The sequence below is a fragment of the Burkholderia sp. 9775_39 genome, from assembly GCF_015712225.1.
Classification (GTDB): domain Bacteria; phylum Pseudomonadota; class Gammaproteobacteria; order Burkholderiales; family Burkholderiaceae; genus Burkholderia; species Burkholderia cenocepacia.
This window is the reverse complement of the sequence record NZ_JACCQC010000011.1, coordinates 70,562-93,047: the sequence shown is the minus strand read 5'-3', so window position 1 is coordinate 93,047 and position 22,486 is coordinate 70,562. Positions and strand designations below refer to the sequence as shown.

The following is a 22,486-nucleotide window of genomic DNA, read 5'->3' as shown; positions in this document are numbered from 1 at the left end:
GCTGTTTCTTTCGAAACAGCGGCTTTTCGCATTTGGTGGCGAATCAGGGATTCGAACCCCGGACCTGCGGATTATGATTCCGTCGCTCTAACCGACTGAGCTAATTCGCCGTGAAGACTTGAATTATGTCGATCGGCCGGTCAGCTGTCAATACCTTTTTCCATCTTTCCCGAAAAAAGTTGCCGGCGGCTCGTGCCGGCCTCCGTCGCGGGCGGGAGCCGGGCGCCGGAAGGCGATCCTCCGCCGGCCGTCCCCGCCGCGGACCCGACATCAATCCTGCGCGTAGATGTCCGAGTCCTTCGTCTCCTTGACGAACAGCAGGCCGATCACGAACGTGGCCAGCGCGATCACGATCGGATACCAGAGCCCCGAGTAGATGTTGCCCTTCGCCGCGACGATCGCGAACGCGGTTGCCGGCAGGAAGCCGCCGAACCAGCCGTTGCCGATGTGATAGGGCAGCGACATCGACGTGTAGCGGATCCGCGTCGGGAACATCTCGACCAGCATCGCGGCGATCGGGCCGTAGACCATCGTCACGAAGATCACGAGGATGGTCAGGATCACGATCGTCATCGGCCAGTTGAGCTGCGCCGGGTCGGCCTTCGCCGGATAGCCGGCCCCCTTCAGCGTCGACGCGAGCGTCTTGTCGAACGCCGCACCCTGCGTCTTCGCGTCGGCCGCCTTGCCGTCGTAGGTCTGGATCACCGTGTCGCCGACCTTGATTTCGGCCAGCGTCCCGGCCGGGGCCGCGACGTTCTCGTAGTTCAGGCCGGCCTTCGCGAGCGCGCTCTTCGCGATGTCGCACGAGCTGGTGAACTTCGACGTGCCGACCGGGTTGAACTGGAACGAGCAGGTAGCCGGATCGGCGACGACCGTGATCGGCGCCTTCTGCGTCGCGAGTTCGAGCTGCGGGTTCGCGTAGTGCGTGAGCGCCTTGAACAGCGGGAAGTAGGTCAGCGCGGCGATCAGGCAGCCGGCAAGGATGATCGGCTTGCGGCCGATCTTGTCCGACAGCGAACCGAAGAACAGGAAGAACGGCGTGCCGATCAGGAGCGCGATCGCGATCAGGATGTTCGCGCTGGCGCCGTCGACCTTCAGCGTCTGCGTGAGGAAGAACAGCGCGTAGAACTGGCCCGTGTACCACACGACCGCCTGGCCGGCCGTCAGGCCGATCAGCGCGAGGATCACGATCTTCAGGTTCTTCCACTGGCCGAACGCTTCGGTCAGCGGCGCCTTCGACGTCTTGCCTTCCGCCTTGATGCGCAGGAACACCGGCGATTCATTCAGTTGCAGCCGGATCCACACCGATACCCCGAGCAGCAGGATCGACGCCACGAACGGCACGCGCCAGCCCCAATTGCCGAACGCTTCCTCGCCGATGAACGTGCGCACGCCGAGGATCACGAGCAGCGACAGGAACAGGCCGAGCGTGGCCGTCGTCTGGATCCACGCGGTGTAGAAGCCGCGACGGTTGGCGGGCGCATGCTCGGCGACGTAGGTCGCCGCGCCGCCGTATTCGCCGCCGAGCGCGAGGCCCTGCAGCAGCCGCATCGCGATGAAGATCACGGGAGCGGCGATGCCGATCGACGCGTAGCCGGGCAGGAAGCCGACCACGAACGTCGAGACGCCCATGATCACGATCGTCACGAGGAACGTGTGCTTGCGGCCGACGAGGTCGCCGAGCCGGCCGAACACGATCGCGCCGAACGGTCGCACCGCGAAACCGGCCGCGAAGCCGAGCAGCGTGAAGATGAACGCGGCGGTCGGATTGACGCCGGAGAAGAAGCTCTTGCTGATGTAGGCCGCGAGCGAGCCGGCCAGGTAAAAGTCGTACCACTCGAACACGGTGCCGAGCGACGACGCGAAGATCACCTTCTTCTCTTCGCCCGTCATCGGCGAGTGCGAAATTTGCCCGCCTAACGTTGCCATGAATCGTCTCCAAGTCCCTTGATATAGATGTGCGGCCGCCTTGGGAGGGGCGGGCCTGTCGACGATTATTGGCACGGAAACTTACGGCGCACTGACTCGCGCGCACAAAACGACTGCGCGTTAACCCGTGTCGAATCGGCGGCTTCGCGCGCGGATCGTGACGCGAACGTCCGGTAAAGCGCCGGTTTCGACGTATCTGCAGCCGAGCCGCGGCGGCGTACGTCAGGGTTAATCCGGGGCGGTGTCGGTCAGCGGCAGGCTGATGCGCACGAGCGTGCCGGCGAGACGCGGCGCATGCTGGTAGACGTGATCGTCGAGCGTCAGCGTGCCGCCGTGCTGCGTGGCGATCTCGCGCACGATCGCGAGCCCGAGGCCGCTGCCGTCGCCTTCGCGGCCGAGGATCCGGTAGAAGCGCTCGACGACGCGCTCGCGCTCGCCGGCCGGGATGCCGGGGCCGGTATCCTCGACTTCGAGATGCACGCGCCGCGCCGCGCGCTCGGCCCGCACGCGCACCGTGATGCGTCCGCCTTCCGGCGTGTAGCGGATCGCGTTGTCGATCAGGTTGCCGAGCATCTCGCGCAGCATCACCGGGTTGCCGTCGACGTCGAGCGGCGCGTCGTCGTCCGGGCCTTCGTAGCCGAGGTCCATGCGTTTCGCGAGCGCGGCCTGCACCCAGTCGCGCACCGCGCGCCGCGCGAGCGCGGCGATCTCGACCGGCTCGAACGTCAATCCGCTCGCACGGTTCTCGGCGCGCGCGAGCGCAAGCAGTTGCGTGACGAGCCGCGCGGCCTGCTCGGAACTCGTCGCGATCTGCTCGAGCGAGCGCTGCACGTCGGGCGGGACCGGGTGGCGCATCGCGAACTCGGCCTGCGTGCGCAGGCCCGCGAGCGGCGTCTTCATCTGGTGCGCGGCGTCGGCGATGAAGCGTTTCTGCAGCGCCATGTTCTGTTCGAGGCGTGCGAGCAGGTCGTTGAACGACGTGACGAGCGGTTCGATCTCGGGCGGCGCGCGCTGCGCCTCGACGGGCGACAGGTCGTCGGGCCGGCGCGCGCGGATGTGCGCCTGCAGCGCGTTGAGCGGCGCGAGCCCGCGCGACAGCCCGAACCAGACGAGCAGGATCGCGAGCGGCAGGATCACGAATTGCGGCAGGATCACGCCCTTGATGATGTCGTTCGCGAGCGCGTTGCGCTTGTCGAGCGTCTCGCCGACCTGCACCAGCACGGGCTGCGCGCCGCTCGTCTGCGGCAGCGCGACGGTCGTATACGCGACCCGCACGTCGTTGCCGCGCAGCAGGTCGTCGCGGAACACGACGACGCCCGGCGGCGGGCGGTCCTCGTCGCGCGGCAGCGGCATGTCGGCTTCGCCCGCGACCAGCTCGCCGCGCGTGCCGAGCACCTGGAAGTAGACGCTGTCGATGTTGTCCGCGCGCAGGAAGTCGCGCGTCTGCTCCGGCAGCGTCAGCTCGGCGACGCCGTTGACCGGATGGATCTGGCGCGCGAGCACGTACGCGTTGGTCTCGAGCGCGCGGTCGAACGGGCTGTTCGCGATCGTTTTCGCGACGAGATAGGTGACGGCGATGCTCATCGGCCACAGCAGCAGCAGCGGCGCGAGCATCCAGTCGAGGATTTCGCCGAACAGCGAGCGCGGGCGCGGCGTTTCGGACGATTCGGTTTCGTCGGGCGGCGCGAACGGGTTCTCGTAGCGCGCGTCGCGTGCCTCGTCGGCGGCCGACGACGGCGCGCCGGTCGGGTGGCGGGAGTGGGCCGGCGTGGCCATCGCGGCGACGCCCGGCGTCAGCGCAGCGGCGTGCCGGCCGCCGCGGGCTGGGGCGCCGCCGTGTCGGCCGGCGTCGCGGGCGCGACCTTCTCGAGGCAATAGCCGAGGCCGCGCACGGTCGAGATCCGCACGCCGCTCGGTTCGATCTTCTTGCGCAGCCGGTGCACGTAGACTTCGATCGCGTTGTTGCTGACTTCCTCGCCCCATTCGCACAGGTGATCGACGAGCTGTTCCTTCGACACGAGCCGGCCGATCCGCTGCAGCAGCACCTCGAGCAGGCCCAGTTCGCGCGCGGAGAGATCGAGCACGTGATCGTTCGCATACGCGATGCGGCCGACCTGGTCGAACGCGAGCGAGCCGTGGCGCACGACGGTCGGGCCGCCGCCGGCGCCGCGCCGGGTCAGCGCGCGCACGCGCGCCTCGAGCTCGTTGAGCGCGAACGGCTTGGCCATGTAGTCGTCGGCGCCGAGGTCGAGTCCCTTCACGCGTTCGTCGACGCTGTCGGCGGCGGTCAGGATCAGCACGGGGAGATTGGAATTGCGCGCGCGCAGGCGCTTGAGCACGTCGAGCCCGGACATTTTCGGCAGCCCGAGATCGAGGATCAGCAGGTCGAAAGTCTGCATCGACAGCGCGGTGTCGGCGTCGACGCCGCTCTTCACGTGATCGACGGCATAGCCCGATTGGCGGAGTGACCGGGTGAGGCCGTCCGCGAGTATGCTGTCGTCTTCGGCGATGAGAATTCGCATGTTGCTGACCGATGCCGGCAGGGCGTTCGCGCCGGCGCGGCTGTCTCCGAAGTTATTCGTGCACAACGCGCTGCATTGCGGGCTTGCACAAAACACTGTTTTTTTATACAGTGTCTGCATTCGTGGGCAGCGCTTGAAAGGGGCGCGCCTCCAACAGACGCTGCTCATCATAGCAAAGGACGATTCATGGAAGATAGCAAGAAGGGCTCCGGGATGACCGCCGAGAAGAGCAAGGCGCTGGCGGCCGCGCTCGCGCAGATCGAAAAGCAGTTCGGCAAGGGCTCGATCATGCGGATGGGCGACGGCGAAGCGGCCGAGGATATCCAGGTCGTCTCCACGGGGTCGCTGGGTCTCGACATCGCGCTGGGCGTCGGCGGCTTGCCGCGCGGCCGGGTGGTCGAGATCTACGGTCCGGAATCGTCCGGTAAGACCACGCTCACGCTGCAGGTCATCGCCGAGCTGCAGAAGCTGGGCGGCACCGCGGCGTTCATCGACGCCGAGCACGCGCTCGACGTTCAATATGCCGCGAAGCTCGGCGTGAACGTGCCGGAGCTGCTGATCTCGCAGCCGGACACCGGCGAGCAGGCCCTCGAAATCACCGATGCGCTGGTGCGCTCGGGCTCGATCGACATGATCGTCATCGACTCGGTCGCGGCGCTCGTGCCGAAGGCCGAAATCGAAGGCGAGATGGGCGATTCGCTGCCGGGTCTGCAGGCCCGCCTGATGTCGCAGGCGCTGCGCAAGCTGACCGGTACGATCAAGCGCACGAACTGCCTCGTGATCTTCATCAACCAGATCCGGATGAAGATCGGCGTGATGTTCGGCAACCCGGAAACCACGACGGGCGGTAACGCACTGAAGTTCTACTCGTCGGTGCGTCTCGATATCCGCCGGATCGGCTCGATCAAGAAGAACGACGAGGTGATCGGCAACGAAACCCGCGTGAAGGTCGTCAAGAACAAGGTGTCGCCGCCGTTCCGCGAAGCGATCTTCGACATCCTGTACGGCGAAGGCATTTCGCGTCAGGGCGAGATCATCGATCTCGGCGTGCAGGCGAAGATCGTCGACAAGGCGGGCGCCTGGTACAGCTACAACGGCGAGAAGATCGGCCAGGGCAAGGACAACGCGCGCGAATTCCTGCGCGAAAATCCGGAAATCGCGCGCGAGATCGAGAACCGCATCCGCGAATCGCTCGGCGTCGTCGCAATGCCCGATGGCGCAGGCAACGAAGCCGAGGCGATGGACGAAGAAGAGTGATGGTTGCGCGCCGAGGTCAGGCCGGCGAGCCGGAGGAGCACGACACGCCCGAAACGGCGGGTCGCTCCGGCCGGCGAGGCGGATCCTCGGGCGCCGACCGGCGGAGCGCAGGCGGCAACGCCGCGAACCGCATCGCGACGAGGGCATCCGACGATGCCCTCGTTTCGTTTGAGATTGCCGCACCGGACGATCCGTTCGACGACGATGAGTCGTTCGACGCGCACGATCGGTCCCGCCGTCGCGTGTCCGGTGTCCGCTTTCCGGTCGATCGCACAGCCGATGCACCGGCGACGGAAGATGTCTATACGCGCAGCAGCCAGCATCCGCGCCGCGCACGCCGTGCAGCCGGCGCGTCTTCCGGCGATGCCTCGAGTGACGCGCCGGGCGCCCGCGAGCGCAAGTCGTCGAAGCCGCCGCGGTCGTTGAAGGGCCGCGCGCTCGGCTATCTGTCGAGGCGCGAATACAGCCGCGCGGAGCTCGCGCGCAAGCTCGCACCCTACGTCGGCGAGGACGAATCCGTCGAGCCGGTGCTCGATGCGCTGGAAAAGGAAGGCTGGCTATCCGACGCCCGTTTCGCCGAGAGCCTCGTGCATCGCCGCGCGTCGCGTGTCGGCGTCGCGCGCATCGTCGGCGAGCTGAAGCGCCACGCGGTCGGCGACAGTCTCGTCGAAGCGGTGAATGCACAATTGCGCGAGACCGAGTTGACGCGCGCGCAGGCCGTCTGGCGCAAGAAATTCGGTGCACTGCCGCAAACGCCCGCCGAGCGCGCGAAGCAGGCGCGCTTCCTGGCCGCGCGCGGCTTCTCGAGCGCGACCATCGTGAAGTTGCTGAAGGTCGGCGACGATTTCCCGATCGACGACTGACGGGCCCGGTCGCGCGCGTGGCGCGCGATTTTGCTGCATTGCAACCGCTTCCGGACAGGCGGGAATACCCGCCGTCGCGGCAAACTGTCTCAAATACCCAATATGCTAAAATCCACGGGTTTTCCTCTTCGGCCTCAACCTCCAGCATGCCGCTATCCGAGCCCGTGCCCCGTCAGTTGCGACATCGACGCGCAATCCGAGCGGAAGCCTACGAGCGCGGCGACGGCTTGTGGGACATCGAAGCCTGCCTGACCGACCACAAGCCGCGCGATGTCGCGCTTGCGTCGGGCATCCGGCCCCAGGGCCTGCCGATCCACGAACTCTGGCTGCGCGTGACCATCGATCGTGACCTCAATGTCGTCGACGCCGAAGCGTCTTCGGAATGGGTGCCCTATCCCGGTCACTGTCAGTCCGCCCCGCCTGCCTATCGGGCCCTCATCGGGCTCAATCTCTTCCGCAATTTCCGCCGCAACGCGAACCGGCTGCTCGCCGGCGTCGCAGGCTGCTCCCATCTCACCGAACTGTGCGCCGTGCTGCCGACGGCCGCGATCCAGGCGTTCGCCGGTGATGTGTGGAACGTGCGCGAGGAGGGCGGCGAAGGGCCGGATCATGACGACGCGCACGCCGAACCGCCTTTCCAGCTCGGCCGCTGCCGGGCGCTGCGATTCGACGGCGAGGTCGTGCGGCAGTACTACCCGAAGTGGTATGGCCCGCTTCGGCCGGATTTGCCCGGTGAAGGCAGCACGAAGGAATGAACGGAAATCATTCGAAGAAGCGTCTTAAGCGACTTTTCATCCAACTCTCAGACTGAAGGGAATCACGCATGAAGATTCACGAGTACCAGGGTAAGGAAATCCTGCGGAAATTCGGAGTCGCGGTACCGCGCGGCAAGCCGGCGTTCTCGGTTGACGAGGCCGTCAAGGTGGCGGAAGAGCTCGGCGGCCCGGTATGGGTCGTGAAGGCTCAGATTCACGCGGGTGGCCGTGGCAAAGGCGGCGGCGTGAAGGTGGCGAAGTCGATCGAGCAGGTCCGCGAATACGCGAACCAGATCCTCGGCATGCAACTCGTCACGCACCAGACCGGTCCGGAAGGCCAGAAGGTCAACCGTCTGATGATCGAAGAAGGCGCCGACATCAAGCAGGAACTGTACGTCAGCCTCGTCGTCGATCGCGTGTCGCAAAAGATCGTTCTGATGGGTTCGAGCGAAGGCGGCATGGACATCGAAGAAGTCGCCGAAAAGCACCCGGAACTGATCCACAAGGTCATCGTCGAGCCGTCGACGGGCCTGCTGGACGCGCAGGCCGACGACCTCGCCGCGAAGATCGGCGTGCCGGCTGCTTCGATCCCGCAAGCGCGCGCGATCCTGCAAGGCCTGTACAAGGCATTCTGGGAAACCGACGCATCGCTGGCTGAAATCAACCCGCTGAACGTCTCCGGCGACGGCAAGGTCACCGCACTCGACGCGAAGTTCAACTTCGACTCGAACGCGCTGTTCCGCCACCCGGAAATCGTCGCGTACCGCGATCTGGACGAAGAAGATCCGGCTGAAATCGAAGCGTCGAAGTTCGACCTCGCGTACATCTCGCTCGACGGCAACATCGGCTGCCTCGTGAACGGCGCGGGCCTCGCGATGGCGACGATGGACACCATCAAGCTGTTCGGCGGCGAACCGGCGAACTTCCTGGACGTCGGCGGTGGCGCGACGACCGAGAAGGTCACGGAAGCGTTCAAGCTGATGCTGAAGAACCCGGGCCTGAAGGCGATCCTCGTGAACATCTTCGGCGGCATCATGCGCTGCGACGTGATCGCGGAAGGCGTGATCGCCGGTTCGAAGGCCGTGAACCTGAACGTGCCGCTCGTCGTGCGCATGAAGGGCACGAACGAGGACCTCGGCAAGAAGATGCTGGCCGATTCGGGCCTGCCGATCATCTCGGCGGACAGCATGGAAGAGGCTGCGCAGAAGGTCGTCGCGGCTGCCGCAGGCAAGTAACGCTATCGAATACGCATGGCGGCGCGGTTTGCACGCGACGCCCATCGAACAGAGGTCAAAATACATGTCGATTCTGATCAACAAGGACACGAAGGTCATCACGCAGGGCATTACCGGCAAAACCGGTCAGTTCCATACGCGCGCCTGCCGTGAATACGCAAACGGCCGCGAAGCATTCGTCGCGGGCGTGAACCCGAAGAAGGCCGGCGAAGACTTCGAAGGCATTCCGATCTACGCGAGCGTCAAGGAAGCGAAGGCGGAAACCGGCGCGACCGTGTCGGTCATCTACGTTCCGCCGGCAGGCGCGGCGGCTGCGATCTGGGAAGCGGTCGAAGCCGACCTGGATCTCGCGATCTGCATCACGGAAGGCATTCCCGTCCGTGACATGATCGAAGTGAAGGACCGCATGCGTCGCGAAGGCCGCAAGACGCTGCTGCTCGGGCCGAACTGCCCGGGCACCATCACGCCGGACGAGCTGAAGATCGGCATCATGCCGGGTCACATCCACCGCAAGGGCCGCATCGGCGTCGTGTCGCGTTCGGGCACGCTGACGTATGAAGCCGTTGCGCAGCTGACGGCACTGGGCCTCGGCCAGTCGTCGGCAGTCGGTATCGGCGGCGACCCGATCAACGGTCTGAAGCACATCGACGTGATGAAGATGTTCAACGACGATCCGGATACGGACGCGGTCGTGATGATCGGCGAAATCGGCGGTCCGGACGAAGCCAACGCGGCCGAGTGGATCAAGGACAACATGAAGAAGCCGGTCGTCGGCTTCATCGCGGGCGTCACGGCGCCTCCGGGCAAGCGCATGGGCCACGCCGGCGCGCTGATCTCGGGCGGTGCGGATACGGCCGAAGCGAAGCTGGAAATCATGGAAGCGTGCGGCATCACCGTCACGCGCAACCCGTCGGAAATGGGCCGTCTGCTGAAGAAGGCGCTGTAATCATTTCCCCCGGGCTCGTCCTGCAGAAAACGCCGGCTTTGCCGGCGTTTTTTGTTATGCTGCCGCAATGAATTCGTAAGCACCGGGCATGCGTCCTGCATGTGCCGGCGATGAACCGGGTCGCCCTCGGAGCGGCCGCTGTCCTTTCCTCACCGCCATGCTCGAATTCCTGACCTCGCTGCACTGGGGCGCGATTCTCCAGATCGTCATCATCGATATCCTGCTCGGCGGCGACAACGCGGTCGTGATCGCGCTGGCCTGCCGCAACCTGCCGGCGAACCAGCGGCTGCGCGGCGTCGTCTGGGGCACCGCCGGGGCGATCCTGTTGCGTGTCGCATTGATCACGTTCGCGGTCGCGCTGCTCGACGTGCCATTCCTGAAGTTCGGCGGCGGGCTGCTGCTGCTGTGGATCGGCATCAAGCTGATGGCGCCGGCCGCCGACGCGCACGACAACATCAAGCCGGCCGACCGGCTGTGGGACGCCGTGAAGACGATCGTGATCGCCGATGCGGTCATGAGCCTCGACAACGTGATCGCGATCGCCGGCGCGGCCGAGCAGGCCGACCCGTCGCACCGGATCGCGCTCGTGATCTTCGGGCTGGTCGTCAGCGTGCCGATCATCGTGTGGGGCAGCACGCTGGTGCTGAAGCTGCTCGACCGTTTCCCGGTCGTCGTCGCGTTCGGCGCCGGGCTGCTCGGCTGGATCGCGGGCGGGCTGATCGTGAACGACCCGGTCGGCGATCGCTGGCCGGTGCTCGATACGCCGCCGGTGGTCTACGGCGCGAGCATCGCCGGCGCGCTGTTCGTCGTGGCGATCGGTTACGCACTCAGAAAACGCCGCAGCGCGCCGCATGCGCACTGACTAGGCCATCCGGCCGACTGCCGGCTTCGCCGCCCGCTGGCTACGATCGAGACGCCTGCCTGTATCGGCAGGCGTTTTTCGTTTCCGGAGCCTGTCCATGTTCGAAGCCTTTTCCGTTTCCCTGTTCCGTCGCGTGGCCGCCGACCTGCGGCGCGCGAACCGGCCGTCGCCGCGCTGGCGGCCGGCCGGCTTCACGCTGATCGAACTGATGATCGTGCTCGCGATCGTCGGCGTCGTCGCGGCCTATGCGATTCCCGCGTACCAGGATTACCTCGCGCGGTCGCGCGTCGGCGAGGGGCTGGCGCTCGCATCGTCGGCGCGGCTCGCGGTCGCTGACAACGCGGCGAGCGGCACGAGCCTCGACGGCGGCTACAGCCCGCCTGCCGCGACCCGCAACGTCGAGTCGGTCGCGATCGACGGCGTGACCGGTCAGATCACGGTCGCGTTCACCACCCGCGTCGCCGCCGCCGGCACGAATACGCTGGTGCTCGTGCCGTCCGCGCCCGACAAGGCCGATACGCCCACCGCGCGCGTGCCGCTCAAAAAGGGCACGATACAAGCCGGCACGATCGCGTGGGAATGCTTCGCCGCCGGCAAGGATGCGTCGTCGCTGCCGGCACCGGGAGCCGGGCCGTTGCCGGGTAACGCCGCGACGTTGCCCGCGAAATATGCGCCTGCGGAGTGCCGCGCATAGGTCCGGCGCGGAACGATGGCGCCGGGGCATGCGGCCGGCCGTCCGCCGCTTCGGCCGGCGGGGCGCCGGCCCCGCGCCGGCTCGCGGAGCGACAGCCCCGCACAGAGCAGGGAAAGTTTTGTATAGTGCGCCGGTTGCTGACATCCGGTTCGCTCATGCCTTCTACTTTTTCCCGTTCGTTGTCGCTCGTTGCGCTGGCTGTCGCCCTGATCGTGCCGTACGCGATCACGAATCACACGTATCCGATTCCGACCTTCTATTCCGAGTTTTCCGCGCTGGTGCTGTATCTGCTGGTGGGCGTGTCCGTCGTGCTGCTCGCGCGCACCGGCCGTCCGGCCGAGCCGTTTGCCGCGCCGGCCGCGTTCGCGGTGCCGCTCGGCTTTGCGGTGGTGCTGCTCGCGCAGGTTGCACTGATCCCGCTCAAGGTGCCGTCGATGAACTGGCTCGCGCTCGGGTATCTGGCCGCTGCGCTGGTCGCGATGCAGGCCGGCTATGCACTGGCGCGCGACGGGATGGCGGAAACGGTGTGGCCGATGATGGCCGGTGCGCTGCTCGTCGGCGGCGTGTTCGCGGTCGGTACCCAGATCGTGCAGCTGTTCCACCTCGAGTCGGCCGTCTCGCCGTTCGTCGTGGTGTACAACATCGCGGTCGACCGCCGTCCATACGGCAACATGGCGCAGGCGAACCATCTGGCCAGCTACATCGCCTTCGCGCTCGCGGGCGCGCTGTATCTGGTGCAAACGCGCCGGCTCGCGGTGTGGGCATGGCTTGCGCTGTCGCTCGTGCTGTCGGTCGGTCTCGCGCTCACGGTGTCGCGCGGGCCGTGGCTGCAGGTCGCGGTGATGGTCGTCGCGGGCTTCTGGATGGCGTGGGTCGAATCGCGCCGCACGCCGGGCAATGCACGCGCGTGGCTGATCCCGGTCGTGCTCGCGGCCGCCTTCATCGCGGTGAACGTCGCGGTGCGCTGGGCCAACGTGCACTATCACCTGAATCTCGCGGAGTCGGCCGCCGACCGGATGCGCGACGCCGGGCAGATCGCGCCGCGCCTCGCGCTGTGGAAGTACGGGCTCGCGATGTTCCGCGAGCATCCGCTGCTCGGGGTCGGCTGGGGCGAATTCCCGTCGCACCAGTTTGCGCTGGTGCGCACGCTCGGCGGCGTCGAGATCGCGAACAACTCGCACGACATCTTCATCGACCTGCTCGCGAAGTCCGGTCTCGTCGGGCTCGGTGTGCTCGCCGTCACGCTCGTCGCGTGGTTCGTGCGCGCGGTGCGTGCGCCGCAGTCGAGCATGCGCGTGTTCGGCTTCGCGCTGATCGGCATCCTGCTGATGCATGCGCTGGTCGAGTATCCGCAGCAGTACATGTTCTTCCTGCTGCCGGCGATGTTCGTGATCGGGCTGCTCGACGTGAAGCCGCTGCGCATCCTGCCGGGGCGGGCGGCCTTCGGGCTGTTCGCGGTGCTGTCGTTCGGCGGCGTGCTGGCGGCGGTGCCCGTGCTGCGCGACTACCAGCGCGCGGAAGTGCTCTATTACGGCAGCAGCCCGGCCGCGCAGTACCGCGATGCGCCGTCGCTGCTGTTCGGCGCGTGGGGCGATTACGGTGCGGCGACGCTGCTGCCGATTTCGCCGGACGATCTGCCGGCCAAGCTCGCCGCGCACGAGCGCGCGATCGCGCTGCTGCCCGGCGAGACGGTGCTGCGTCGCTACGCGGTGCTGCAGGCGCTGGCCGGCCGCGAAGCCGACGCGCTCGATACCGTCGCACGCCTGCATGTGTTCGCGAAGGAACTGAAGGACTGGCCGCAACAGCTGGCCGCGTTGTACAAGCTGTGCGACCAGGAGCCCGCGCTGAAGACGTTCAGGGCGGCCGTCGTCGCGAAATACGGGGAAGCGCCGGCCGACGAGGGCGACGACTCGGACGACGACGATTCGGATTGACGCCTGTCGTGCGCGCCGGAACGGGGAATTCCGGCGTCGATCGCGGCGGGCTTGAGGTGGTTGACGTCGGAGCCACACGACGTGGCCTGTCGTGCGGCAATCCGTCGGATCTCGATTACCTCGCGGATCGCGCGGATTCCGGCCGAACGAGCGGCGATTCGCGTCAACCATTGTCAAATTGACGCCGCTGACCTGGCGGCGCGTGCACAATGCGCGAAAGCGTTTGCGTGCCCGCAGGCGCCGGGCATCGCCGGTGCGAATACGGCAGATTTCCCGGCTATCCGGGCATTGCGCCGAGCAGGATCGCGGCCGAGCATCGCTCGGTCGTGCGGCCGTAACGGGGCGCCGGTCCGATGGCCGCGGCGCAGTGCGACACATGCGATGCGGCCGGGGAAGGCTGCCGGCCTGCGGCGCGTGTGCCCAGAACAGTGCTGAAGAACGATATTCGACCATGGCCATTCGCTCGACATACCTGATCCTGCCTGCCGCCGCGATGCTGTTTTCCGGCTGCGCGATGTTGTCGTCATCGCAGGAAAGCAAGCTGACCTGCCACATTCCGCGGGCCGTCTATCCGGATACCGCGAAGCCGCTCACGCGTCCGGCGACGGTGCTCGTGCGCGCGCTGATGACGACGTCCGGCGAAGCGCAGAACGTCACCGTGACGACGAGCAGCCGCAATGCGGCGGCCGATCGCGCGGCCGTCGAAGCGATGACGCACGCGACCTGCGTGCAGACCGGCGCGACCGCGAATCCTTTCTTGCTGACCCAACCGTTCGTGTTCGAGCCGCAGCGCGGGCAGTGACGCGGGGCGGGCGCCGCGCCGTGGCGCGCGGTCCAGATTCAGTTCCGGGGTATCGGGTTCGTGCCGCGACAGTCCGGCGGGGCACGAATGGCGCGAACCCGTCGCGCGTCCGTCGATCAACGCATCGTGACGGTGTTTTCCCGCGCTTGCCCGTCAGGGCCGGTTCACATGGGAACGGATAGCTGCCGGTACGGTGGCGCACCGGGGCACGCATACGGCAGCGGCGCAACGCATTTCACCGAATCGCTCCCCATCGGCGACGTGGTTTCCTGATGGTCTGTCGTCCGACCGGGAAATCACGACAACCATCGATTCTCCACGAGCTGCGCGCGAGTGCGTCGCGGCGGGCGCTCAACCGGCGACGTCTTCCGCCTTCCAGTCCCCCGACTTCCCACCGCGCTTCTCCCGCACGCTCACGTCGGTGATCACCATCCCGCGATCGACCGCCTTGCACATGTCGTAGACGGTCAGCAGCCCGACCTGGACGGCCGTCAGCGCTTCCATCTCGACGCCGGTCCGGCCGAACGTCTCGACCTGCACGACGCAGTGGACGCCCGGCAGCGCGTCGTCGAGTTCGAAGTCGACGGCCACGCGCGTCAGCGCGAGCGGATGGCACAGCGGAATGAGATCGGCCGTGCGTTTCGCGCCCTGGATCGCCGCGATGCGCGCGACGCCGAGCACGTCGCCTTTCTTCGCCTTGCCGTCGCGGATCAGCGCGAACGTGGCCGGCAGCATCCGGATCGTGCCGCGCGCGATCGCGATGCGTTGCGTTTCCTGCTTGCCGCCGACGTCGACCATGTGGGCGTGGCCGGCGGCGTCGAAATGGGTGAGTCCTGACATGTCTTCCTCTGGTGGAACGGAGTACGCGTGCACGTGCGTCGATCCTGCTTCGCGATCGGCAGGCCACCGGATGCCATACCGGCGCGACGAACCGATCCAACCGCTCAACGGGCGCCTATCATAGCAGCGGCGTTCGCGTTGCCGGAGGCGCAGATGACGCACGCGCGGTACGGGACAGTCATCGCGGCGCCGGTACAATGACCCGAATATTCAGACCAAACGCCGCGATGCGCGCCGCTCGCGCGGGACGGCGTCGTTTTCATCCTGCCATGCGTGTCAAACAGTTGCTTGCCGTGTCGCTGTCGGCGGCGCTCGCGCTACCGCCGGGCGGCCATGCGCAGAGCGCCTCCGCGCCGCCGCTCGAGCCGGCGGCCGGCGGCGCGACGTCGATTTCCACCGTGCCGTCCGGCATCGCGACCGGCGTGTTCGGCACGTACGGCGGCGCGGAGAGCCGGTTCTCGGGCGCGGGCGGTGCGTCGGCGCCGGTCGCGAGCCTGCGCGCGCCGCTGCGGGCACTGGAGCTGCCCGATCTAGGCGACGGCTCCGGCGGTGCGCTGACGCCGCGGGCCGAGCGCCGGCTCGGCGAGCGCGTGATGCGCGAAGTGCGGCGCGATCCCGACTATCTCGACGACTGGCTCGTGCGCGACTACCTGAACGCGATGGCGGCGCGGCTCGCGGCCGCGGCGGCGGCGCGCTACATCGGCGGCTACGCGCCGGACTTCGACCTGTTCCCGGTGCGCGATCCGCAGATCAACGCGTTCTCGATGCCGGGCGGCTTCATCGGAATCAACAGCGGGCTGGTGGTCACGACGCAGACGGAGTCGGAGCTCGCGTCGGTGGTCGGCCACGAGATGGGCCACGTGCTGCAGCGGCACATCGCGCGGATGATCGGCGCGAGCGAGAAGACCGGCTACACGGCGCTTGCGACGATGCTGCTCGGCGTGCTGGCCGGCGTGCTCGCGCGCAGCGGCGATCTCGGCAGCGCGATCGCGATGGGCGGACAGGCGTACGCGGTCGACAACCAGCTGCGCTTCTCGCGGTCGGCCGAGCGCGAGGCCGATCGCGTCGGCTTCCAGTTGCTCGCGGGAGCCGGCTACGACCCGTACGGCATGCCCGGCTTCTTCGAGCGGCTGGACCGCGCGTCGATGGGCGATGCGGGCGTGCCGGCCTATGCGCGCACGCACCCGCTGACCGGCGAGCGGATCGCCGACATGGAAGATCGTGCACGTCGCGCGCCATACCGGCAGCCACGCCAGTCGGCCGAATACGGGTTCGTGCGTGCGCGGCTGCGCGTCCTGCAGAACCGGGCGCCGACCGACATCTCGGCCGAGGCGCGGCGGATGCAGCTGGAGATCGACGATCGCACGGCGCCGAACGTCGCGGCGAACTGGTACGGCATCGCGCTCGCGAACACGCTGCTCGGCCAGTACGATGCGGCGGACAAGGCGCTCGCGTCGGCGCGCAGCGCGTTCGATGCGCGCGAGCGGCGCGACGACGATCCGGCGACCAGCTCGCCGAGCCTCGACGTGCTGGCCGCGGACCTCGCTCGCCGCGCGGGCCGGACCGACGACGCGGTACGGCTGTCGGCGCTCGCGCAGCGGCGCTGGCCGGCGTCGCACGCGGCGATCGTCGCGCACCTGCAGGCGCTGATCGCCGCGCGCCGCTTCGCCGAAGCGCAAACCCTCGCGCGGGCGCAGGCGAAGGCCGACCCCGAACAGCCGGACTGGTGGGATTACCTCGCGAAGTCGAGCGACGGCAAGGGCGACGTGCTCGCGCGGCGTCGCGCGCTGGCGGAGAAGCTGGCGCTCGACGGCGCGTGGCCGTCGGCGATCCGGCAACTGAAGGAAGCGCGCGACGCGAAGGATGTGTCGTTTTACGAGCAGTCGATCATCGGCGCACGGCTGCTGGAATTCGAGGCGCGCTACAAGGAAGAGCGCGACGACGAGAAGAACGGCCGCGGGTAGCGGCCGTCGCGCAGCGAACGCCGAAGGCGCCGCGGCGGGTCAGTTGCCGCTGTCGGCGGCATCGCGTGCGTGGCGCGCCGGGCTGGGAATGTAGCCGAACCGCGCAGGCACGTCGGCGCACGCGATGCTGCCAAGCGGCAGCGAGCGGCCGTCGCGCCAGCGCAGCACGGGCGGCTCCGCGTCGAAATCCGCGTGGTCGGCGAACAGCCCGAGATCGTGATCGTGCAGTGCCGCGATGCGCGGCGGTGTGCCGGCATCGCGAAACAGCACGCCGCCGCCGTCATCGAGCCACGCTGCGTCCGGTTCGAACGGGGCGCCCGTCTGGTCGGTGAGCGCGAGCTGCCCGTCGCGTTCGGCGAGCCGCACGATCCACGGCGTATAGGCGAGTTCGACGTACACGCGCTGCGGCCCGTTCTGGAAGAACCACTGGCCCTGCGCGTCGCATTCGTAGTTGCGGCCGATGAACGCGTTCAGCGCCGCATGCCGGATCGGCGAGCCGAGCTCGCCGGCCGCCTGCGCCGCGTCGTCGCGCAGCCGCCATGCGCCGCGCCGGTCGAGCAGCAGCCAGCCGGTGCAATGCGGCACGTTCGGCCATTTGGCGAGCGCCTGCCTGACGATGTCATCCATGGTCGACGAATTTCGAGCAATAGCCGAACACCCGCGCCGACAGCCAGTCGAGGCGGCCGGGGAACGGCCCGGTCATGAAACCCGCATGGCCGCCGTGCGCGGGCTGGTCGAGCTCGACGGCGGGCGACACGTCGGCCGGGCCCGGCAGCGCCGATTCCGGCAGGAACGGGTCGTTGCGGGCGTTGAGGATCAGCGTCGGCACGTCGATCGCGGGCAGCAGCGGCCGCGTGGTCGCCTGCGTCCAGTAGTCGTCCGCGTTCGCGAAACCGTGCAGCGGCGCGGTCACGACCTCGTCGAAGTCGCGCATCGTCACGGCCTGCAGCATCGCGTCGCGGTCGAACAGCCCCGGATACTGGTCGAGCTTCGCGAGCGCCTTGCGCTTGAGCGTCTTCAGGAAGCTGCGTGTGTAGACCATCGCGAACCCCTGCGACAGCGCGCGGCCGCCCGCATGCACGTCGATCGGCGTCGAGATCGCGGCGGCGGCGCGCACGATCGACGTGTCGCTGCGATGCTCGCCGAGCCAGCGCAGCAGCACGTTGCCGCCGAGCGATACGCCGGCCGCGACCAGTGGCCCGCGATGCTGCGCGGCGAGCCGGCGCAGGATCCAGTCGACCTCGGCGCTGTCGGCGAGATGGTAGAAGCGCGGCTGGCGGTTGATCTCGCCGCTGCAACTGCGGAAGTGCGGCACCACGGCGTGCCAGCCGTTCGCGCGCGCGGTGGCCATCATCGCGAGCGCGTAGTGCGACGCGGAGCTGCCTTCGAGACCGTGGAACAGCACGAACAGCGGCGCGTCGGGCGCCGGCGCCGCGCTGTCGAGGTGCGCGACCCAGTCGAGGTCGATGAAGTCGTGGTCGGGGGTTTCCCATCGCTCTCGCCGGTAAGCGACAACCGGACGCCGCGCGAACAGCGCGGGCACGATGGTTTGCACATGGCTGTTGGGCAGCCAGCGCGGTGCGCGATAGCGCAGTGTGTCGTCGTCGGGGGCCGGGGCCCCGGTCAGCGGCGAGGTGGGCGGAGAAGCCGTACTCATGATCGCCCCGCTAATGCGTTGCTTCGTTCTTCGTCAGTGCAGCGGACCCTGCCCGTGACGGATCTTCGCGGCGAATTGTCCGGCCGCCTGTTCAGGAATCGGGCTCGCGTGGATGTGCGCGATGCGCCATTCGCCGCGTTCGTGGATCATCACGTACGTCGCGAAAACCATGTCGGGTTCGGCCGTCAGGTCGGCCTGCTGATGCGCTTCGGCGATCGTATAGACGACCGTGCCGAGGCTGTCGTACACGCGGATGTCGAGCGGCTCGATCGTGACCGGACGCGTCGCGAGCCGGTTGGCGAGCCCGCCGCGGATCTGGTCGAGGCCGTGCAGATGCTCGCCGTCCGCCCACACGCAGCTGGCGAAATCCTCGTCGATCCACAACGCCAGCAGCGCGTCGAGATTGGCATCCGCGACGGCCTGGTAGTAGGCGTTCAGCGTATCGGCAGCGGCTTCGAAGAGGCGGGCAAAACGTGGCATCGGGGTTGTCTCTCGCGCGCGTCGCGCGCCGTATTCAGCACGGCGGCCCGGATCGAGCCGCCGCACACCGGTGAATCGGATTGCCCGGCGCGCCGTGCGACGCTGCCGGTCAGGGTCAGCGCTGCCCGACGAGCATGCCGCGCAAATCGCCGAATACCTGCTCCGGACCGAGTTCGCGCAGGCACTTCAGGTGGCCGAGCGGGCACTCGCGTTCGAAGCAGGGACTGCATTCGAGATGCAACCATTGTACCTTCGCCAGCTCCGACAGCGGAGGGGTGTGGCGCGGATCGGTCGATCCGTACAACGCGACGAGCGGCCGGCGCAGCGCGGCCGCGACGTGCATCAGCCCGGAATCGTTGGTGACGACCGCGTTCGCGCGCGCGATCAGCGCGCACGCCTCGGACAACGACGTCTGCCCGCACAGGTTGCGCACGTTCGGCGCGTGGTCGGCGATCGCCTGCGCGGCCGCGGCATCCTTCTGCGAGCCGAGCGCGACGATCTGCGTATACGGGAACGACTGGTGCACGATGGTCGCGAGCGACGCGAAGTGCTCGGGCGGCCAGCGCTTGGCCGGGCCGTATTCGGCGCCGGGGCAGAACACGACGAGCGGCTTGCGTGTATCGAGATTGAAACGTGCGGACACCCGCGCCGTTTCGTTCAGGTCGGCGTCCAGGCGCGGGGCGGGCAGCGTCTTCATCGACTCGGGCAGCTTCGCGCCCGGCGCGTACGCGAGCGCCGCGTAGTGGGTCGTCATCGGCGGCCGCTCGCCCGACTTGTCGGGGTTCGCGTGGCGCACGTTGAGCAAGCCGTAGCGGTGCTCGCCCGTATAGCCGATCCGCAGCGGGATGTTCGCGAGCCACGGGATCACCGCGGACTTCAGCGAATTCGGCAATACGTACGCCGCGTCGTAGCCGACGTCGCGCAGGTCGCTCGCGAGCTGCCAGCGGCGCAGCAGCTGCAGCTTGCCGTGCGCGAGATCGGTCGCGTGGACATCGTGGATCTCGGGCATCCGCTCGAGCACGGGCGCGACCCACGAGGGTGCGACGGCATCGATCGCGATGCGGGGATGGAGTTTCTTCAGCAGCGCAAAAAGCGGCTGCGCCATCAATGCGTCACCGATCCAGTTCGGTGCGATAACCAGCGCTCGACGCATCAGGTCGACTTCCGATGTCGTAATGAAGCACGGCGCTCGGGCGCCGCGTTCGGGTTGCCAGAATGGGGAACGGCGGCGCGCCGGACTTCCGGCTGCGCCGCCTTGCGGGTCGGTGGGCCTTCAGGCCCGGCCGCCGGGCTCAGTGGCCCTTGACGACCTCGCCGTCGCGCAGCTTGTAGCGCGTGCCGCAGTACGGGCAGCGCGCCTCGCCGTGCGACACGTCGATGAAGACGCGCGGGTGCGCGTTCCAGCGGGTCATGGCCGGGTTCGGGCAGTAGGCGGGAAGATCCTTGGCCGTCAGCTCGACCAGCGGCATTTCCTTGATTTCACTCATGAGACTTTCTCTTATCACTCTTGTGTGGGGCGGTCGGTCGCGCGGCGCGCTCAGACCTTCGTCAGCCAGTGCGCGTACTTCGCGTTCTTGCCCGACACGATATCGAAAAACGCCGACTGGAGCTTTTCCGTGATCGGGCCGCGCGCGCCGCTGCCGATCGTGCGGTTGTCGAGCTCGCGGATCGGCGTGACTTCGGCGGCCGTGCCGGTGAAGAACGCTTCGTCGGCCGTGTAGACCTCGTCGCGCGTGATGCGCTTCTCGATCACCTCGATGCCGGCGTCCTTCGCGAGCGTGATGACCGTGTCGCGCGTGATGCCGTCGAGGCACGACGACAGGTCGGGCGTGTACAGCTTGCCGTTGTTCACGAGGAAGAAGTTTTCGCCCGAGCCTTCCGACACGTAGCCGTCGACGTCGAGCAGCAGCGCTTCGTCGTAGCCGTCGGCCGTCGCTTCCTGGTTCGCCAGGATCGAGTTCACGTACCAGCCCGACGCCTTCGCGCGCACCATCGACACGTTCACGTGGTGGCGCGTGAACGACGACGTCTTCACGCGGATGCCCTTCGCGAGACCGTCTTCGCCGAGGTACGCGCCCCACGGCCATGCGGCGATCGCGACGTGGATCGTGTTGCCCTTCGCCGCCACGCCGAGCTTTTCCGAGCCGACCCAGATGATCGGGCGCAGGTAGCACGACTCGAGCCGGTTCTCGCGCACGACCGCGAGTTGCGCGGCTTCGAGCGTTTCGCGGTCGAACGGCACGTCCATCTGGAAGATCTTCGCCGAATTCAGCAGACGTTTGGTGTGCTCGGGCAGGCGAAAGATCGCGGTGCTGCCGTCGGCCGCCTTGTACGCGCGCACGCCCTCGAAGACGCCCATGCCGTAGTGCAGCGTGTGGGTCAGGACGTGGATCTTGGCGTCGCGCCAGTCGATCAGCTTGCCGTCCATCCAGATCTTGCCGTCGCGGTCGGCCATTGACATAGGATTCTCCTGGAAGCGGTGAGGTGCTGCGGGTTGTATGCAGCGTTGAGCCGGAAAGACGCGTATTTTAGCGTCATTTGGCGACGATCCGGTCGGACGGCGCGGGGCCGGCGCTATAATCGTCCGGTACCGATTCCAATAACGATGGGTCGCACCGGCAGGAGGCGCCGGCGTCCCGACGAACCGCCCGCTGCGGCCCGCTTTCCCATGCTCGCTCGATTGTCCGCCACCGACCGCTTCGCGCTGATCCAGGGCGCGCGCGACTATTCCCCGACACTGATGGCGATCCTGTCCTGGGGGCTCGTCACCGGCATCGCGATGAGCAAGTCCGTGATGACGCTCGGGCAGGCGAGCGCGATGTCGCTGTTCGTCTACGCGGGCTCGTCGCAGCTCGCGGTGCTGCCGCTCCTCGCGGCGAAGCTGCCGATCTGGACCGTGCTACTCACGGCCGCGATGGTCAACATGCGCTTCGTGATCTTCAGCGCCGGGCTGGCGCCGCATTTTTCCTACCTGCCGCTGTGGCGGCGTCTCGCGATCGGCTATTTCAACGGCGACGTGATCTACCTGCTGTTCCAGAAACAGGGCTTCGCGTACGGCCGCGTGCCGGGCAAGGAAGCCTATTTCTGGGGGATGGCGCTCGCGAGCTGGGCGTCGTGGCAGGTGTCGTCGCTCGCCGGCATCCTGCTCGCGAGCTTCTTTCCCGCGAGCTGGGGGCTGGAGCTGGCCGGCACGCTCGCGCTGATCCCGATCATGGTGTCGGCGGTCGCGAACCGCTCGACGCTCGCGGCCGTCGCGGTCGCCGGGATCGTGTCGCTCGTCGCGTTCGACCTGCCGTACCGGCTTGCGCTGCCGCTCGCGGTGCTCGCCGCGCTCGCGGCCGGCTGCACGGCCGACTTCTTCGTCGAGCGGGCCGACTGGCGGCGCATCCGTACCGAAACCGTGCACGAAAAGGAGATCGAATGAGCGCGACCGAGATCTGGATCGTCATCGTCGGGATGACGATCGTCACGGCGGTCACGCGCGCGCTGTTCCTGATCGGCGGCGAGCGCACCGTGCTGCCCGAACGCGCGCAGCGCGCGCTGCGCTATGCGCCGGCCGCCGCGCTGGTCGCCGTCGTGCTGCCCGACGTGCTCGAAACGCCGGCCGGCCTGTCGTTCGCGCTGTCCAACCATCCGTTCTACGCGGCGCTCGCCGGCCTCGGCTGGTTTTTGTGGCGGCGCAGCATGCTCGGTACGATCGTCGTCGGAATGCTCGTCTTCACCGCGTTGCGCCTGATCTTCTGAGG

General features: G+C 67.7%; 23 protein-coding genes and 1 tRNA gene. 13 read left to right on the top strand and 11 right to left on the bottom strand.

Annotation, left to right across the window (positions count from 1 at the left end; translation table 11 throughout):
* Positions 1-33: 33 nt before the first annotated feature.
* From H0X90_RS16895 to H0X90_RS16880, 4 genes are all read right to left on the bottom strand, one after another.
* A tRNA-Met gene (locus H0X90_RS16895) sits at positions 34-110 on the bottom strand.
* 160 nt (positions 111-270) lie between these two features.
* Positions 271-1,929, bottom strand: coding sequence for an MFS transporter (locus tag H0X90_RS16890; protein WP_006483562.1), 1,659 nt, complete (start codon positions 1,927-1,929; stop codon positions 271-273).
* A 228-nt stretch (positions 1,930-2,157) separates the two neighbouring features.
* Positions 2,158-3,705: a sensor histidine kinase gene (locus H0X90_RS16885; RefSeq protein ID WP_077189709.1), complete on the bottom strand. Its 1,548-nt coding sequence runs from the start codon at positions 3,703-3,705 to the stop codon at positions 2,158-2,160.
* A gap of 17 nt (positions 3,706-3,722) precedes the next feature.
* On the bottom strand, positions 3,723-4,451 hold the full coding sequence (locus H0X90_RS16880) for a response regulator transcription factor (protein WP_006497347.1): 729 nt from the start codon (positions 4,449-4,451) through the stop codon (positions 3,723-3,725).
* Between H0X90_RS16880 and H0X90_RS16875 the strand changes: the two genes are divergently transcribed.
* The 10 genes from H0X90_RS16875 (at position 4,450) to H0X90_RS16830 (ending at position 13,799) form a co-directional block, all read left to right on the top strand.
* Positions 4,450-4,668: a hypothetical protein gene (locus H0X90_RS16875; RefSeq protein WP_124550975.1), complete on the top strand. Its 219-nt coding sequence runs from the start codon at positions 4,450-4,452 to the stop codon at positions 4,666-4,668. The two genes, H0X90_RS16880 and H0X90_RS16875, sit on opposite strands and share 2 nt — an antisense overlap.
* Positions 4,638-5,708 (top strand): recombinase RecA, encoded by a 1,071-nt coding sequence (gene recA / locus H0X90_RS16870; RefSeq protein WP_006486701.1) that lies wholly within the window; start codon positions 4,638-4,640, stop codon positions 5,706-5,708. The genes H0X90_RS16875 and recA overlap by 31 nt, the downstream gene beginning before the upstream one ends.
* Entirely contained in the window at positions 5,708-6,571 is an 864-nt protein-coding gene (gene recX, locus H0X90_RS16865; protein WP_077189708.1) for a recombination regulator RecX, read from the top strand. Before recA ends, recX begins: the two co-directional genes overlap by 1 nt.
* 146 nt (positions 6,572-6,717) lie before the next feature.
* Positions 6,718-7,326, top strand: a complete 609-nt coding sequence (locus tag H0X90_RS16860) for a DUF2889 domain-containing protein (RefSeq protein WP_034178260.1) — start codon at positions 6,718-6,720, stop codon at positions 7,324-7,326.
* Between the two features lie 68 nt (positions 7,327-7,394).
* A complete protein-coding gene (sucC, locus tag H0X90_RS16855) occupies positions 7,395-8,561 on the top strand; it encodes an ADP-forming succinate--CoA ligase subunit beta (RefSeq protein WP_006491644.1) in 1,167 nt (388 codons plus the stop codon).
* 64 nt (positions 8,562-8,625) lie between these two features.
* The gene (sucD, locus tag H0X90_RS16850) at positions 8,626-9,507 is read left to right on the top strand and encodes a succinate--CoA ligase subunit alpha (RefSeq protein WP_006477916.1); all 882 of its coding nucleotides are present in this window, start codon (positions 8,626-8,628) and stop codon (positions 9,505-9,507) included.
* A gap of 157 nt (positions 9,508-9,664) precedes the next feature.
* A complete protein-coding gene (locus tag H0X90_RS16845) occupies positions 9,665-10,369 on the top strand; it encodes a TerC family protein (protein WP_006486690.1) in 705 nt (234 codons plus the stop codon).
* A 97-nt stretch (positions 10,370-10,466) separates the two neighbouring features.
* Positions 10,467-11,063, top strand: coding sequence for a pilin (locus H0X90_RS16840; RefSeq protein WP_077189707.1), 597 nt, complete (start codon positions 10,467-10,469; stop codon positions 11,061-11,063).
* A gap of 155 nt (positions 11,064-11,218) precedes the next feature.
* Positions 11,219-12,997 (top strand): Wzy polymerase domain-containing protein, encoded by a 1,779-nt coding sequence (locus H0X90_RS16835; protein ID WP_034201903.1) that lies wholly within the window; start codon positions 11,219-11,221, stop codon positions 12,995-12,997.
* Between the two features lie 451 nt (positions 12,998-13,448).
* Positions 13,449-13,799: a TonB family protein gene (locus H0X90_RS16830; protein WP_006482365.1), complete on the top strand. Its 351-nt coding sequence runs from the start codon at positions 13,449-13,451 to the stop codon at positions 13,797-13,799.
* Positions 13,800-14,150: 351 nt separating this feature from the next.
* Here H0X90_RS16830 and moaC read toward each other — a convergent pair whose 3' ends face one another.
* The gene (moaC, locus tag H0X90_RS16825; protein ID WP_006482362.1) at positions 14,151-14,639 is read right to left on the bottom strand and encodes a cyclic pyranopterin monophosphate synthase MoaC; all 489 of its coding nucleotides are present in this window, start codon (positions 14,637-14,639) and stop codon (positions 14,151-14,153) included.
* A 269-nt stretch (positions 14,640-14,908) separates the two neighbouring features.
* On the opposite strand from moaC, the gene H0X90_RS16820 reads away from it, so the two are divergent.
* A complete protein-coding gene (locus H0X90_RS16820; RefSeq protein ID WP_060210828.1) occupies positions 14,909-16,603 on the top strand; it encodes a M48 family metalloprotease in 1,695 nt (564 codons plus the stop codon).
* A 39-nt stretch (positions 16,604-16,642) separates the two neighbouring features.
* Here H0X90_RS16820 and H0X90_RS16815 read toward each other — a convergent pair whose 3' ends face one another.
* The 6 genes from H0X90_RS16815 to H0X90_RS16790 all read right to left on the bottom strand — a co-directional run bounded on the left by H0X90_RS16815 (position 16,643) and on the right by H0X90_RS16790 (position 21,201).
* Positions 16,643-17,230, bottom strand: coding sequence for a DUF2946 family protein (locus H0X90_RS16815; RefSeq protein ID WP_006497341.1), 588 nt, complete (start codon positions 17,228-17,230; stop codon positions 16,643-16,645).
* Complete coding sequence (locus H0X90_RS16810; RefSeq protein ID WP_006482501.1) at positions 17,223-18,260, bottom strand: hydrolase; 1,038 nt, start codon at positions 18,258-18,260, stop codon at positions 17,223-17,225. The genes H0X90_RS16815 and H0X90_RS16810 overlap by 8 nt, the downstream gene beginning before the upstream one ends.
* A 33-nt stretch (positions 18,261-18,293) precedes the next feature.
* Entirely contained in the window at positions 18,294-18,740 is a 447-nt protein-coding gene (locus H0X90_RS16805) for a nuclear transport factor 2 family protein (protein WP_006477934.1), read from the bottom strand.
* A 115-nt stretch (positions 18,741-18,855) separates the two neighbouring features.
* A complete protein-coding gene (waaF, locus tag H0X90_RS16800; protein ID WP_006482498.1) occupies positions 18,856-19,893 on the bottom strand; it encodes a lipopolysaccharide heptosyltransferase II in 1,038 nt (345 codons plus the stop codon).
* 139 nt (positions 19,894-20,032) lie between these two features.
* Positions 20,033-20,227, bottom strand: coding sequence for a zinc-finger domain-containing protein (locus tag H0X90_RS16795; RefSeq protein ID WP_006482499.1), 195 nt, complete (start codon positions 20,225-20,227; stop codon positions 20,033-20,035).
* A 50-nt stretch (positions 20,228-20,277) separates the two neighbouring features.
* On the bottom strand, positions 20,278-21,201 hold the full coding sequence (locus tag H0X90_RS16790; protein ID WP_006481735.1) for a branched-chain amino acid transaminase: 924 nt from the start codon (positions 21,199-21,201) through the stop codon (positions 20,278-20,280).
* 207 nt (positions 21,202-21,408) lie between these two features.
* Here H0X90_RS16790 and H0X90_RS16785 point away from each other — a divergent pair, with 207 nt between their 5' ends.
* Positions 21,409-22,164, top strand: a complete 756-nt coding sequence (locus H0X90_RS16785; protein ID WP_006481734.1) for an AzlC family ABC transporter permease — start codon at positions 21,409-21,411, stop codon at positions 22,162-22,164.
* A complete protein-coding gene (locus H0X90_RS16780; RefSeq protein WP_006477942.1) occupies positions 22,161-22,484 on the top strand; it encodes an AzlD domain-containing protein in 324 nt (107 codons plus the stop codon). Before H0X90_RS16785 ends, H0X90_RS16780 begins: the two co-directional genes overlap by 4 nt.
* The last annotated feature ends 2 nt before the right edge of the window (positions 22,485-22,486 follow it).

Bases quoted from the DNA above. Each gene is read 5' to 3' on its own strand.
- H0X90_RS16890 (WP_006483562.1), bottom strand. From the start codon at position 1,929: ATGGCAACGTTAGGCGGGCAAATTTCGCACTCGCCGATGACGGGCGAA.
- H0X90_RS16885 (WP_077189709.1), bottom strand. From the start codon at position 3,705: ATGGCCACGCCGGCCCACTCCCGCCACCCGACCGGCGCGCCGTCGTCG.
- H0X90_RS16875 (WP_124550975.1), top strand. From the start codon at position 4,450: ATGTTGCTGACCGATGCCGGCAGGGCGTTCGCGCCGGCGCGGCTGTCT.
- H0X90_RS16880 (WP_006497347.1), bottom strand. From the start codon at position 4,451: ATGCGAATTCTCATCGCCGAAGACGACAGCATACTCGCGGACGGCCTC.
- recA (WP_006486701.1), top strand. From the start codon at position 4,638: ATGGAAGATAGCAAGAAGGGCTCCGGGATGACCGCCGAGAAGAGCAAG.
- recX (WP_077189708.1), top strand. From the start codon at position 5,708: ATGGTTGCGCGCCGAGGTCAGGCCGGCGAGCCGGAGGAGCACGACACG.
- H0X90_RS16860 (WP_034178260.1), top strand. From the start codon at position 6,718: ATGCCGCTATCCGAGCCCGTGCCCCGTCAGTTGCGACATCGACGCGCA.
- sucC (WP_006491644.1), top strand. From the start codon at position 7,395: ATGAAGATTCACGAGTACCAGGGTAAGGAAATCCTGCGGAAATTCGGA.
- sucD (WP_006477916.1), top strand. From the start codon at position 8,626: ATGTCGATTCTGATCAACAAGGACACGAAGGTCATCACGCAGGGCATT.
- H0X90_RS16845 (WP_006486690.1), top strand. From the start codon at position 9,665: ATGCTCGAATTCCTGACCTCGCTGCACTGGGGCGCGATTCTCCAGATC.
- H0X90_RS16840 (WP_077189707.1), top strand. From the start codon at position 10,467: ATGTTCGAAGCCTTTTCCGTTTCCCTGTTCCGTCGCGTGGCCGCCGAC.
- H0X90_RS16835 (WP_034201903.1), top strand. From the start codon at position 11,219: ATGCCTTCTACTTTTTCCCGTTCGTTGTCGCTCGTTGCGCTGGCTGTC.
- H0X90_RS16830 (WP_006482365.1), top strand. From the start codon at position 13,449: ATGGCCATTCGCTCGACATACCTGATCCTGCCTGCCGCCGCGATGCTG.
- moaC (WP_006482362.1), bottom strand. From the start codon at position 14,639: ATGTCAGGACTCACCCATTTCGACGCCGCCGGCCACGCCCACATGGTC.
- H0X90_RS16820 (WP_060210828.1), top strand. From the start codon at position 14,909: ATGCGTGTCAAACAGTTGCTTGCCGTGTCGCTGTCGGCGGCGCTCGCG.
- H0X90_RS16815 (WP_006497341.1), bottom strand. From the start codon at position 17,230: ATGGATGACATCGTCAGGCAGGCGCTCGCCAAATGGCCGAACGTGCCG.
- H0X90_RS16810 (WP_006482501.1), bottom strand. From the start codon at position 18,260: ATGAGTACGGCTTCTCCGCCCACCTCGCCGCTGACCGGGGCCCCGGCC.
- H0X90_RS16805 (WP_006477934.1), bottom strand. From the start codon at position 18,740: ATGCCACGTTTTGCCCGCCTCTTCGAAGCCGCTGCCGATACGCTGAAC.
- waaF (WP_006482498.1), bottom strand. From the start codon at position 19,893: ATGCGTCGAGCGCTGGTTATCGCACCGAACTGGATCGGTGACGCATTG.
- H0X90_RS16795 (WP_006482499.1), bottom strand. From the start codon at position 20,227: ATGAGTGAAATCAAGGAAATGCCGCTGGTCGAGCTGACGGCCAAGGAT.
- H0X90_RS16790 (WP_006481735.1), bottom strand. From the start codon at position 21,201: ATGTCAATGGCCGACCGCGACGGCAAGATCTGGATGGACGGCAAGCTG.
- H0X90_RS16785 (WP_006481734.1), top strand. From the start codon at position 21,409: ATGCTCGCTCGATTGTCCGCCACCGACCGCTTCGCGCTGATCCAGGGC.
- H0X90_RS16780 (WP_006477942.1), top strand. From the start codon at position 22,161: ATGAGCGCGACCGAGATCTGGATCGTCATCGTCGGGATGACGATCGTC.